A 12,883-nucleotide genomic window follows, 5' to 3' on the forward strand; every position below is an offset into this window, starting at 1 on the left:
AAAGAAAAAAGATTGGAGTAGCTTATGACTACATTCCTCGGAAACCCTGTTACGTTTACAGGAAAACAACTACAAGTAGGAGACAAAGCACTTGATTTCTCTCTCACAACGACTGACCTCTCTAAAAAAACACTGGCTGACTTTGAAGGCAAGAAAAAGATTTTGAGTGTCATCCCTTCTATCGATACAGGCATCTGCTCGCTTCAGACTCGTCGCTTTAACCAAGAATTAGCTAGCTTAGACAACACTGTTGTCCTAACGGTATCTATGGACCTTCCATTTGCACAAAAACGCTGGTGTGGTGCTGAGGGAATTGAGAATGCCATCATGCTTTCAGACTACTTCGACCACTCCTTTGGACGCGATTATGCCCTCTTAATCAATGAATGGCATCTGCTTGCACGCGCAGTTTTTGTTCTCGATACCGATAATATCATCCGCTACGTCGAATACGTGGATAATATCAACAGCGAGCCAGACTTTGAAGCCGCTATTGCTGCAGTTAAAGAACTAGACTAAAATCACAAGCATTATGACAGAAAGCTAGAGAAATCTAGCTTTTTTTGGTATACTAGATGGAGAGAATATACAAGAGGAAACGAATGACTCCAAATAAAGAAGATTATTTAAAATGTATTTATGAAATCGGTACGGACATGCAAAAAATCACTAACAAAGAAATTGCTGCCCGTATGCAGGTCTCTCCGCCTGCTGTAACAGAGATGATCAAGCGCATGCAATCTGAAAATCTCATTCTAAAGAATAAAGAAAATGGCTATTTGCTGACAGACATTGGTTTGAGACTAGTTTCTGAGCTTTATCGCAAACACCGACTTATTGAGGTATTCTTAGTTCACCATTTAGACTATACTAGCAATCAGATCCACGAAGAAGCTGAAGTGCTAGAACATACTGTATCAGACCTTTTTGTTGAGAGATTGGAAAGTATGTTAGGTTTTCCAAAGACCTGTCCTCATGGTGGTACTATTCCTGCCAAGGGTGAACTTCTGGTTGAGATCAATAACCTGCCACTTTCTGATATCAAAGAAGCAGGAAGCTACCTTCTCACAAGAGTCCATGATAGCTTTGAACTTCTTCAATATTTGGAAAAACATGGCATCCATATTGGAGACCAACTTCAAGTCAAACAGTTTGATGGTTTCAGTAATACTTTTACTCTGATTCACAACAATGAAGAACTTCAAGTCAGCCTCGATATCGCTAAGCACCTCTATGTTGAAAAAATGAACTGACCCCCCTTATCCCTAGAAGCTTTGTCTTTTAGGGATTTTATAGATAAGAAAAACCAAGCTTGTATGCTTGGTTTTTCTTATCTATTCTTGGTATCTAGGATGATGGTTACTGGACCATCATTGATCAGTTCCACCTGCATATCAGCTCCGAAGACACCTGTCTCAACAGGAATTTCCTTGGCTAGTTTTCGATTTAAGTCTTGGTAAAAAGCCTCAGCCATATCAGGTTTGGCAGCACCTGTAAATGCTGGTCGATTGCCCTTCTTTGTATCTGCAAAAAGAGTGAATTGAGAGATAGAGAGGATTTCCCCCTTAATATCCTTGACTGACAGGTTCATCTTTCCTTCTGCATCAGAAAATATACGCATATTGACGAGCTTTTTCACCGCATAGTCTAGATCTTCTGCTTGGTCTTCAGGACCAACTCCCACTAGGAGTAATAAACCTTGCTTGATTTGACTATAAACTTGCCCCTCAATGGAGACCTGAGCTTGCTTGACTCGCTGAACGATGATTTTCATAGAAATCCTTTCTGACTGTATCGAGCATACTTAACCATTGGTCCGTTTAACTGAGTAGACTTCTGGTACGCTCTTAATCTTATCAACTACTGTTGTCAGAGTTGAAAGATTTGAAATCCCAAAAGAAACGTGAATATTTGCAAATTTCATATCCTTGGTAGGCTGGGCGTTTACAGTAGAGATGTTTTTGGTCGTATTTGACAAGACTTGTAACACATCATTCAAAAGACCTGTACGATTGAGACCGTAGATATCAATGTGGGCGATATATTCTTTACTTGAGAATTGATCTTCTCACTCAACATCTAAAAGACGCTGCTCATAGTTTTCCTGCGAACGAAGGTTCATACAGTCAACACGGTGGATGGCAACTCCTCGACCTTTGGTAATATAACCAACGATATCATCACCTGGAACAGGATTACAACATTTGGCAATCCGGATCAAGAGACCAGAAGCACCTTGGATGACGACCCCACCCTCATGCTTCACCTTAAGCGTATCCTTGTTCTCTACCTTGACTTCGCCGCCCTTAACCAGCTCTTCTGCTTCTGCCTTAGCTTTAGCACGCTCTTCTTCACGGCGTTCTTTTTCAGTTAAGCGATTAAAGACGGTGATAGCACCAATTTCTCCAAAACCAATCGCAGCAAAGAGAGATTCTTCTGTCTTGTAGCTGGTTTTTTGGAGAACCTCATCCATGTGTCGCTTATCCATGAATTTATTAGCCACATAGCCATGTTCTTGAAACTGACTGATGAGCATTTCACGGCCTTTATTGATCGATAATTCTTTGTCTTGATTTTTAAAGAACTGACGAATCTTATTTCGAGCCTTGCTGGTCTTGACCATGGTAAGCCAGTCACGACTTGGTCCAAAGGAATTTGGATTAGTAACAATTTCAACCTGGTCGCCTGTTTTCAGTTTTGTAGTTAAAGGAACCATACGTCCATTAACCTTGGCACCTGTTGCTTTTTCACCAATTTTGGTATGAATTTCATAGGCAAAGTCAATAGGTCCAGAGTCTTTTGGAAGTGAACGAACAGCTCCATCTGGAGTAAAGACGTAGATTTCTTCTGCTAGGTAATTTTCTTTAACCGTCTCTACGAAATCTTTAGCATCATTGGACTGATCTTGGAGTTCCATCATCTCCTTAATCCAATTCATACCAATGGCAGATTCTTTATTGTTAACCTGCCCCTTGATTCCTTTTTTATACGCCCAGTGAGCCGCAACCCCGTACTCAGCAACCTCGTGCATTTCCTTGGTACGGATCTGGAACTCGATCGGTCCTTTTGGTCCATAAACAGTCGTATGGATAGACTGGTAACCATTGGCCTTTCGGTTAGCAATATAATCCTTAAAACGCCCAGGCATTGGTTTCCAAAGTTCATGAACATAACCCAACATGGCATAGACGTCACTATGAGTCTCTAAGATACAGCGAATGGCAATCAGGTCATAGATTTCCTCGAAACGCTTTTTCTTATCCTGCATCTTACGATAGATAGAGTAGATATGCTTTGGACGACCGTAGATTTTTCCTGTGAGATTCCGTTCGGAAGTATATTCCTCCAACTTGGTCACAACTTCATCAACAAGTTCTTCCCGCTCTCTACGCTTCTCCTTCATCATATGAGTTATCTTATAAAACTCTGTTGGATTGAGATAACGGAATGATAAGTCCTCAAGCTCCCACTTAACACTTGAAATCCCTAGTCGGTGAGCAAGCGGAGCATAGATTTCCATGGTTTCTCTAGAAATTCGTTCCTGCTTATCTTTACGGAGGTGATGGAGAGTTCTCATATTATGCAAACGGTCAGATAGTTTAACCAAGATAACACGGATGTCTTCTGACATGGCCATCAGCATCTTGCGGTGGTTTTCAGCCAGCTGCTCTTCGATAGACTTGTACTCGACCTTCCCTAATTTAGTAACCCCATCAACGATAATGCGAACATCATGACCAAAAACTCTCTCTAAATCATCCAAGCTAGCATCTGTATCTTCGACAACATCATGCAAAAAACCACAGGCAACTGTGACAGCATCTAGCTTGAGTTTAGCTAAGATTCCCGCTACCTGAATAGGGTGGATGATGTAGGGTTCGCCAGATTTACGATACTGACCACTGTGGCATTCAACAGCATAAACCAAGGCCTTATGCACAAAAGCCACATCTTCCTTCGATAAATATTTTTGTGTTAAAGCGACGACTTCATCGCCTGAATAAATTACTTCTTTGGGCATGCATACTCTCCAGTTCTTCCTACCATTTTATCACTTTTTCGACAATAAGAAAACTAGAAGAACCTAGAGCTTTATAAGAAAAACACTGCTAGAATTCTTCTAGCAGTGTTTGATCATTTCTTATGTCTTAGTATACTGTTTTTTCAGTTTCTACATCGAAGAAGTGTGCTTTGTTTAGGTCAAATCCAAGTTCAACTGTTGCACCTGCTTGCAAGTAGTCACGAGCGTCAACTTTTGCAACAAACTCGTCTTTACCAACTTGGCAGTATAGGTGAGATTCAGAACCAAGCAACTCTGATACAGAGATAGTTGCTTTAACAACTGATTCTGGGAATGTTTCAAGGAAAGCAGGCTCAGCGTTCACGTCTTCTGGACGGATACCGAAGATCAATTCTTTACCTTCATAACCTTTTTCACGAAGAACTTTCAAAGCGCCTTCTGGAACTTTCAAGTTAAAGCCGTCACCAACGATGCGGTCACCGTTCAATTTAACGTTGATGAAGTTCATAGCTGGGCTTCCGATGAATCCTGCTACGAATTTGTTAACTGGGTTTTTGTAAACTTCTTGAGGAGTACCGATTTGTTCAACACGTCCGATAGTACCTGTTCCAGCAGGGTTCTTAGTAGCTGACATGATAACGATACGGTCTGCAAGTGTCATCGCTTCAGTTTGGTCGTGAGTTACGTAGATAGTTGTAGCTCCGATACGACGGTGGATTTTAGCAATTTCAGCACGCATTGATACACGAAGTTTCGCGTCCAAGTTTGACAAAGGCTCGTCCATCAAGAACACTTTTGCATCACGGACGATCGCACGACCCATGGCAACACGTTGACGTTGACCACCAGAAAGGTCAGCAGGTTTACGTTCCAAAAATTCTTTCAATCCGAGGATTTCAGCTGCTTCTTGTACACGTTTGTCGATATCTTCTTTACTGTATTTACGCAATTTCAAACCAAAAGCCATGTTGTCGTATACAGTCATGTGTGGGTAAAGAGCATAGTTTTGGAATACCATGGCGATATCACGGTCTTTTGGAGCTACGTCGTTGACAACCACACCATCGATAGATGCAGTACCTTCTGTGATGTCTTCAAGACCTGCAATCATACGGAGTGTAGTTGATTTACCACATCCTGAAGGTCCTACGAAAACGATAAATTCTTTGTCTTTGATATCCAAGTTAAAGTCTTCAACTGAATAGTGTTCGCTGTTTGGATATTTTTTGTAAATATTTTTAAGATTTAATTCTACCATTGTGGAGAACTCCTTTTGTTTTTGATAGTTTTATTATATATGAAAACGCTTTACCATTCTATGGCAAGTTGACCAAAAAACAAAAAAAGTTCTGTGCAACTTGCACAAAACTTTATAGGATATCTGGTAAGATGAGTTGATAACAGAGTGTTAAATCCGTCAAATCCTTTAATTCTAAGCCCGTTAGTTCTGCCCATTTATCAATCTTGTACTGGAGAGAATTACGGTGCAAATACAACTGCTGAGCTGTTTTTGTCAGAACCGCACTATTGTCCCAAAGAGACAAAATAATTTCCTGAATCTGATCTTGGTCCTGAATCAACTGACGAAGGTAGTCCTTGATAATTCTAAGGTCAACCTGTTTTTCTCCAAGGCTCCAGAGATAGAGTTGAGAAAAAGTCTGAACCCCTTGATGACCTTGACGCCACCAAGTCTTAAAGAGCTCACGCTCAGCCTTGATTAAGTCTGATAAGGATTGTTGAGCATTCTGTGACCAGACCTGCCCCAACATAATCGACAGACGAAGTCCAAAGTCATATTCTACTGCTTCGAGAGTATCTGATAAGATCGAACGAACAGAGAAATACTTATCCTGCTGGAGAACAAAGAGATAATCCTGAGCCCCTACCTGAATCGTAGTCAAGTAGTTTGGAAACAGGGTTCGCATCATGTCTAACCAAGAAGATAGATTCTCCTGTTGGAAATAAGACAGGTGGCAATATACAAGCTGTATTTTCTTGAAAGTTTGAGGCGCTTGGCCCTTACCTTCAAGCAAATGGCTATACCAAGGATTGAGCGAGATCGTTTGTTCCTGCTGGGTTAAGAGAGAAACCAATTGTTTTTCACGTTCACTTAGACTAGCTTCCTCCAGCAAAAGCCACTGATTATTTGACAAAGATAGGCAAAGATAATCTTCTTTGTCTACTGGTTGATCTAAGATTTTACCATCTGGAAACCAATCTAGTAGTTCTTTTGCTAACATATGCTATTCCTCCACTTTTTGGATGCACCAAGAGATCAAAGTTTCTAGGCGATCCATATTTTCAGTCATATGGAGATAACCCATGACAGCTTCAAAACCTGTAGACATACGGTAGGTGACAACATCAGCATTTTTTGCCTTGGTATGGCTATTGGTGTTACGCCCTCGTTTATAGATTTCTTCTTCTTTCTCAGTCAGGACTTGCTCCTCCAACATCAGTGAAATCAAACGAGCCTGAGCCTTAGCTGAAACATACTTAGTCGCCTCTTGGTGGAGTTTATTGGGCTTGGTCATACCTTTTAGGATGAGGTGACGGCGAATATACATAGAGTATACTGCATCTCCTTCAAAGGCTAGCGCAATCCCGTTAATGAGATTGACATCAATCACGTGTCCACCTCACTCCATCCTTGGTATCCAGTAGCTTAATCCCTTGAGCAGCCAGTTGGTCACGGATTTGGTCAGCTGTCGCAAAATCACGATTGACACGCGCTTCTTGACGTTTTTGAATCAAAATTTCGATCTCTTCATCCAAAACTTCCTCGACAAAGACAATACCAAAGACCTCTAACATAGCTGCAAGAGCTTCCTTAACCGCTTCATCATAGTTGCCTGAGTTGATCCACTTGGCCATTTCAAAGACGACTGTGATACCATTTGCTGTATTGAAATCTTCATCCATTGCAGCTACGAACTTATCTTTATAAGCTTGCAACTCCCCCGCATCTACAGTTCCAGAAAATGGTTGCTCATAAGTGTTCTTCAGATACTTGAGATTGGTCTCAGCATCACGCACAGCTTTTTCCGTAAAGTTGATTGGCTTGCGGTAATGCTGAGTCGCAAAGAAGAAACGCAATACTTGACCGTCGATCGTTTCGAGGGCATCGTGTACCGTAATGAAGTTCCCCAAAGACTTGGACATCTTGACATTGTCAATATTGACAAAACCATTGTGCATCCAGTAGTTGGCAAAGGTCTTACCTGTCTTGGCTTCTGACTGGGCAATTTCGTTGGTGTGGTGTGGAAACTCAAGGTCAGCTCCACCACCGTGAATATCGATGGTATCGCCTAAAATCTCAGTAGACATGACCGAACACTCGATGTGCCAGCCTGGACGACCAGGACCCCAAGGGCTGTCCCAAGAAATCTCACCTGGTTTAGCTGCTTTCCAAAGAGCAAAGTCTACAGGGTTTTCCTTGCGAGCTGTTTCTTCGTCTGTCCGACCTGAAGCTCCTAGCTCCAAGTCTTCTAAGCTTTTATTGGCCAACTTAGCATAGTTATGGGATTTTTCCACACGGAAATAGACATCGCCCTGACTCTCATAGGCACAGCCTTTTTCAATCAGGTCTTCCACAAAACGGATGATGTCAGCCATAAACTCGACTACTCGTGGATGACGGGTAGCAGGCTTGACGCCCAAGGCCGTAACATCCTCACGAAATGCAGCGATATACTTGTCAGCTACTTCTTGAGGTGTGATGCCTTCTTCTTTGGCACGGTTGATAATCTTATCATCCACATCGGTGAAGTTAGAAATATAGGCAACCTCATAGCCACGATACTCAAAGTAGCGACGAATGGTATCGAAAGCTACTGTCGAACGGGCATTCCCCACGTGGATATAGTTGTAGACGGTTGGCCCACAGACATACATCTTGACCTTACCGTCCTCGATTGGGACAAATTCTCGCAAATCACGAGACATGGTGTCATAGATTTTAATCACTCACTGACTCCTTTCTGTGTCTTGTTTATCGTAAAGAGTCGTTTCAATCCAACTCTCTAGCAATTACTAATGCTATCTCAAAGAAAGTCATAGCATCTGCTTTTCTTTCTTCGTATCTTGCATCCCACTCATGATTATGATGGTCAACATAATCAGCTGTATAAAAAAATTGATAAACTTTTGCTTGTCGAAATTGTGCCCAAGCCATGATTGCTGAGGCTTCCATATCTACAACAGTCGCACCTGCTGCAAGTCTACGTTTGACCTTATCAGCTGTTTCACGATAGAAAGCATCTGTGGTCCAAGCCTTTGTTCGAATGTGCTCAATATCAGATTTATTTAAAGCTTTTTCTATGGTTAGGAGTAAAGTTTCATCATAAGCTATTTCATCACTTGCAGGAGCGTAATGGTAACTTGTACCTTCATCACGTAGAGCTGAACTTGGTAGGATAATCTTATCTGCCTGAATAGACTGATCTAGAACTCCGCAAGAACCCAAAACAATAAAGTTCTTAAATCCTCTTGCTTTAAGTTCTTCTAAGAGTCCAACGACCATCGGGGCTCCAATCGTAGCTATAGCAACTGCTACCTTACTCCCATCCTTTTCATAGATATACCATGGAAATCTACCATTTAGATTGGTTAGATAGCCACCTTCGTAAACATCTTCAAACTGCTTTACTCGTTCAACGATTTCTCCATTAAAAGATAAAATAATCGTATCACAGATTTCTCCGCCACCACGAATACTTCGATCAGTTGGTTCGATAACAGCAGGTACATTTTCGAATTCTTCTAATAGCATTTACCTAACCTCCTACCTAAAGCATTACTACTCTCTACAACCCCGACGATCTGTGACTGGCTTCTCTAGCATGCTCTAGCTTATCGAGGTAATATTCTCGCTTGGCTTCAACTTCATGAATAGTTAGCTCATCTTTTTGCCCATGAACGCGGACAATCTTGGCTGGAATACCGACGACTGTTACATCACTAGGTACGTCTGCCACAACAACCGCTGCAGCACCGACCTTGGCATTTTCACCGATTTCAACGGGTCCAATGACTTGGGCATGAGCAGAGATGAGAACACCTTTACGAATTGTCGGATGGCGTTTGCCACAATCCTTCCCAGTCCCACCAAGGGTTACCCCATGATAGAGGAGTACTCCCTTTTCAACGATAGCAGTCTCTCCAATCACGAGACCTCCTCCATGATCGATAAAAACACCTGAATCGATCTGAGCGCCCGGATGGATCTCAATCTGAGTCCAGAAGCGCCAAAACTGACTGTGCATCCGAGCCAAGAGTTTAAAGCCGTGCTTCCAGAGAAAATGAGAGAGACGGTGGGCAGCCAAGGCCTTAACTCCAGGGTAAGTCAGTAAGACTTCCAGGGTGTTACGAGCCGCTGGATCATTTTCTTTTACAATATCAATGGTTTCACGCCACCATCCCATACATTTTTCCTTTCTTATTCTGAGTCTTTTGGTGTTTCTGTAGTTTCTTTCTTAGGTTTGTGGTCCTTATGATGGTGACGAGGACGACCGACATGACGATGCCCCTTTTCACCTTTTTCTTCTGAATGTTCAGGTTTTGGAGGACGTGGTAAGAGTGCCTTCATAGAAGCGTCTACACGACCTTTTTCATCGATCTTGATGACCTTCACATCTACAAAATCACCAATTTGAACTAAATCTTCTACATTATTAGTACGAGTCCAAGCCATTTCAGAGATGTGTACGAGGGCATCTGTCTTATCAAAGAGGTTGACAAAGGCACCAAATTTCTCGATACGAACAACTTTGGCATGGAAAACTTCGTCCACTTTGGCTTCACGAACCAAACCAGCAATGATTTCTTTGGCACGGTTGATTGCATCTTGGTCGCTGGAGTAGATAGATACATTTCCTTCTTCATCGATATCAATCTTAACGCCTGTTTCAGCAATGATCTTGTCAATGGTTTCTCCACCCTTACCGATGACAATCTTAATCTTGTCCACATCAATCTTGATGGTATCAATTTTCGGAGCTGTTGGAGCCAATTCTGGACGAACTTCTGGAATAGTAGCTTCAATCACATCAAGGATTTCAAAACGAGCTTTCTTGGCTTGAGCAAGAGCTTCCGTCAAGATTTCTGCAGTGATTCCTTGGATCTTGATATCCATCTGAAGGGCTGTAATCCCGTCGCGGGTACCTGCAACCTTGAAGTCCATATCTCCAAAGTGGTCTTCCAAACCTTGGATATCTGTCAATACTGTGTAGTTGTTTCCATCTGAGATGAGCCCCATGGCAATCCCTGCTACTGGTGCCTTGATTGGCACACCACCAGCCATAAGTGCAAGAGTGCCAGCACAGATAGAGGCTTGAGATGAAGAACCGTTTGATTCCAAGACTTCTGCTACCAGACGGATAGCGTATGGGAATTCTTCCAAGCTTGGCAATACTTGAGCAAGGGCACGCTCACCAAGAGCACCGTGACCAATTTCACGACGACCTGGTGCACCGTAACGTCCTGTTTCCCCTACAGAGTATTGTGGGAAGTTATAGTGGTGCATAAAGCGTTTCTTGTGTTCTGGATCCAAACCATCGATGGTTTGTGCTTCACCCATTGGTGCCAAGGTCAAGACAGAAAGGGCTTGCGTTTGTCCACGAGTGAAGAGACCTGAGCCGTGAACACGAGGTAGGAAGTCAACGACTGCATCCAAAGGACGAATTTCATCGACCTTACGACCATCAGGACGAACCTTGTCTTCTGTAATCAAACGGCGCACTTCTGCGTGTTCCATTTGTTCCAAAATTTCAGCCACATCACGCATAATACGGTCAAATTCTTCGTGGTCCGCATATTTTTCTTGGTAAACCGTAGTTACTTGGTCTTTGACTGCTTGAGTTGCAGCTTCACGAGCCAATTTTTCTTCTACTTGGACCGCTTTTTGAAGGTCACTGTTGTAGGCTGCGATGATTTCAGCTTCCAAGTCAGCATCTACATGAAGTAATTCAACTACTGCTTTTTCTTTACCTACCGCCGCAACGATCTCTTCTTGGAAGGCAATCAATTCTTTGACAGCTTCGTGTCCTTTAAGAAGAGCTTGTAGCATGATTTCTTCTGATAATTCTTTAGCACCAGACTCTACCATGTTGATAGCGTGCTTAGTACCGGCTACTGTCAATTCAAGAAGAGAGCGCTCTGCTTGTTCTTGAGTTGGGTTGATGATGATTTCACCATCGACATAACCTACTTGTACCCCAGCGATTGGTCCGTCAAATGGAATATCTGAGATAGACAAGGCCAATGATGAACCAAACATAGCTGCCATTGGTGCAGATGCATTTTCATCGTAAGAAAGAACTGTATTGATCACTTGTACTTCATTACGGAAACCTTCCGCAAACATAGGACGGATCGGACGGTCAATCAAACGCGCTGTCAAAGTCGCGTCAGTTGAAGGACGTCCTTCACGTTTCATAAAGCCACCAGGAAACTTCCCAGCTGCGTACATTTTTTCTTCGTAGTTAACTTGGAGTGGGAAGAAATCCCCAGTTGCCATCTTCTTAGACATAACGGTTGCAGTCAAGACAGTTGACTCACCGTAACGAACGACAACAGCGCCATTTGCTTGCTTAGCAACCTGACCAGTCTCTACGATCAACTCACGACCCGCAAAAGTCGTTTGAAACACATGTTTTGTCATTTTAATCCCCTTTGGATTGATAAAATTATACGCCTTGCCTACAAAGATCAAGATACCAAGGTCGTCAAAAGCAAAGTAAAAATAGGAAAGTGGTGAAGTCTTCGATGAAGACAAGACAGTTTATCGTTTTTACACAGCTTTTCAGCCGGGTTCAATTACTCAAGACATTTTGGACTTTTTGAGTTTCGTTTTCGCAACCGTTAAAACCTAAATACCCTCATCTTTGTATCAAGTACGTACAGAGTCTATTTTATCATATTTTTCTTAAAAAGTACGGTCTTTTCTATCAAAAAAGAACCATTCTTCTCACCAGAAAAGAATGGTCTGCTTTTTATTTTACAGCCTGATGGTTAAACAAGGTATGGGTTGCTTGATGAATATATTGGGCAGTTTCTGCATTGTTCATAGTGTAGAGATGCACACCTGCAACGTCTTGCGTTACCAAGTCCACGATTTGGTCTACGGCATAGGCAAGTCCTGCTGCTTTGAGTGACTCAGGGTCATTCTCATACTTGTCCAAGATAGCCTTAAACTTACGTGGGAGATGGATATTCTCACAAGTCTTCAAGAGACGAAGAGCTTGGTTACGGTTAAGGATTGGCATGATCCCTGCATGAATGGGAACATCAATCCCTGCCAAGGTACACTTGTCTTGGAAATCGTAGAAACGCTCATTGTCAAAGAAAAGTTGCGTTACTAGACTAGAGCATCCTGCATCCACTTTTTTCTTGAGATTTTGGATATCTGAGATTTGATTTGGCGAATCTGGATGTCCTTCAGGATAACAAGCACCAATGATATCAAAGTGTGGGGCCTGTTCCTTGATGAACTCAATCAAGTCTGTCGCATAACGGAAATCCTTCTGCGGTTCAACACCTGGAATGATATCTCCACGAAGGGCCAAAATCTTCTGTACGCCAACCTTGTCCAAATCTCTAATGGTTTCAGCAACCTTGTCCTTGGTCAAGTAAATAGCTGGCAAGTGAGCAATGGTCTTAATATTCAGGTCATTTTGAATATAGTCAGCCAAACGAACCGTCGTCTCTTTGATATTAAATTTATTATTACTTGCAGTCACACTGATGAAGTGTGGTGCTAAATCCTGCATATTTTGGAGTGCAGAAATAATTTTATCATTGCCTACTTCTGGGTTTGGAGGGAAAACTTCAAATGAGAGGGACGGTGTTTGACGTGACATATGT

Annotated in this window: 11 protein-coding genes and 1 pseudogene; 2 read left to right on the plus strand and 10 right to left on the minus strand. The window is 42.3% G+C overall.

The window, feature by feature from the left end:
• Nucleotides 1-24: 24 nt before the first annotated feature.
• On the plus strand, nucleotides 25-519 hold the full coding sequence (gene tpx / locus BQ2679_RS09410; protein ID WP_075567914.1) for a thiol peroxidase: 495 nt from the start codon (nucleotides 25-27) through the stop codon (nucleotides 517-519).
• A gap of 83 nt (nucleotides 520-602) precedes the next feature.
• Nucleotides 603-1,253 carry a metal-dependent transcriptional regulator gene (locus BQ2679_RS09415; RefSeq protein ID WP_075567915.1) on the plus strand — a complete coding sequence of 217 codons (651 nt, stop codon included), beginning with the start codon at nucleotides 603-605 and terminating at the stop codon, nucleotides 1,251-1,253.
• Nucleotides 1,254-1,330: 77 nt separating this feature from the next.
• Here BQ2679_RS09415 and dtd read toward each other — a convergent pair whose 3' ends face one another.
• The 10 genes and pseudogenes from dtd to metF form a co-directional block, all read right to left on the minus strand.
• Nucleotides 1,331-1,774, minus strand: coding sequence for a D-aminoacyl-tRNA deacylase (dtd, locus tag BQ2679_RS09420; RefSeq protein WP_075567916.1), 444 nt, complete (start codon nucleotides 1,772-1,774; stop codon nucleotides 1,331-1,333).
• A gap of 30 nt (nucleotides 1,775-1,804) precedes the next feature.
• Nucleotides 1,805-4,021: pseudogene (locus tag BQ2679_RS09425) on the minus strand (RelA/SpoT family protein).
• Between the two features lie 127 nt (nucleotides 4,022-4,148).
• A complete protein-coding gene (locus BQ2679_RS09430) occupies nucleotides 4,149-5,279 on the minus strand; it encodes an ABC transporter ATP-binding protein (RefSeq protein WP_075567917.1) in 1,131 nt (376 codons plus the stop codon).
• Between the two features lie 112 nt (nucleotides 5,280-5,391).
• Nucleotides 5,392-6,261: a helix-turn-helix domain-containing protein gene (locus tag BQ2679_RS09435; protein ID WP_075567918.1), complete on the minus strand. Its 870-nt coding sequence runs from the start codon at nucleotides 6,259-6,261 to the stop codon at nucleotides 5,392-5,394.
• A 3-nt stretch (nucleotides 6,262-6,264) separates the two neighbouring features.
• Nucleotides 6,265-6,651 (minus strand): Mini-ribonuclease 3, encoded by a 387-nt coding sequence (locus BQ2679_RS09440; RefSeq protein ID WP_075567919.1) that lies wholly within the window; start codon nucleotides 6,649-6,651, stop codon nucleotides 6,265-6,267.
• A complete protein-coding gene (gene cysS, locus BQ2679_RS09445; protein WP_075567920.1) occupies nucleotides 6,644-7,987 on the minus strand; it encodes a cysteine--tRNA ligase in 1,344 nt (447 codons plus the stop codon). Before cysS ends, BQ2679_RS09440 begins: the two co-directional genes overlap by 8 nt.
• A gap of 43 nt (nucleotides 7,988-8,030) precedes the next feature.
• Nucleotides 8,031-8,792 carry a nucleoside phosphorylase gene (locus BQ2679_RS09450; RefSeq protein ID WP_075567921.1) on the minus strand — a complete coding sequence of 254 codons (762 nt, stop codon included), beginning with the start codon at nucleotides 8,790-8,792 and terminating at the stop codon, nucleotides 8,031-8,033.
• 34 nt (nucleotides 8,793-8,826) lie between these two features.
• Nucleotides 8,827-9,444: a serine O-acetyltransferase gene (gene cysE / locus BQ2679_RS09455; RefSeq protein WP_075567922.1), complete on the minus strand. Its 618-nt coding sequence runs from the start codon at nucleotides 9,442-9,444 to the stop codon at nucleotides 8,827-8,829.
• Nucleotides 9,445-9,458: 14 nt separating this feature from the next.
• Complete coding sequence (gene pnp, locus BQ2679_RS09460; RefSeq protein WP_075567923.1) at nucleotides 9,459-11,681, minus strand: polyribonucleotide nucleotidyltransferase; 2,223 nt, start codon at nucleotides 11,679-11,681, stop codon at nucleotides 9,459-9,461.
• Nucleotides 11,682-12,012: 331 nt separating this feature from the next.
• Entirely contained in the window at nucleotides 12,013-12,879 is an 867-nt protein-coding gene (gene metF / locus BQ2679_RS09465; protein ID WP_075567924.1) for a methylenetetrahydrofolate reductase [NAD(P)H], read from the minus strand.
• Nucleotides 12,880-12,883: the final 4 nt, after the last annotated feature.

This window comes from Streptococcus timonensis (assembly GCF_900095845.1).
GTDB lineage: Bacteria > Bacillota > Bacilli > Lactobacillales > Streptococcaceae > Streptococcus > Streptococcus timonensis.

Bases quoted from the DNA above. Each gene is read 5' to 3' on its own strand.
- tpx (WP_075567914.1), top strand. From the start codon at position 25: ATGACTACATTCCTCGGAAACCCTGTTACGTTTACAGGAAAACAACTA.
- BQ2679_RS09415 (WP_075567915.1), top strand. From the start codon at position 603: ATGACTCCAAATAAAGAAGATTATTTAAAATGTATTTATGAAATCGGT.
- dtd (WP_075567916.1), bottom strand. From the start codon at position 1,774: ATGAAAATCATCGTTCAGCGAGTCAAGCAAGCTCAGGTCTCCATTGAG.
- BQ2679_RS09430 (WP_075567917.1), bottom strand. From the start codon at position 5,279: ATGGTAGAATTAAATCTTAAAAATATTTACAAAAAATATCCAAACAGC.
- BQ2679_RS09435 (WP_075567918.1), bottom strand. From the start codon at position 6,261: ATGTTAGCAAAAGAACTACTAGATTGGTTTCCAGATGGTAAAATCTTA.
- BQ2679_RS09450 (WP_075567921.1), bottom strand. From the start codon at position 8,792: ATGCTATTAGAAGAATTCGAAAATGTACCTGCTGTTATCGAACCAACT.
- cysE (WP_075567922.1), bottom strand. From the start codon at position 9,444: ATGGGATGGTGGCGTGAAACCATTGATATTGTAAAAGAAAATGATCCA.
- pnp (WP_075567923.1), bottom strand. From the start codon at position 11,681: ATGACAAAACATGTGTTTCAAACGACTTTTGCGGGTCGTGAGTTGATC.
- metF (WP_075567924.1), bottom strand. From the start codon at position 12,879: ATGTCACGTCAAACACCGTCCCTCTCATTTGAAGTTTTCCCTCCAAAC.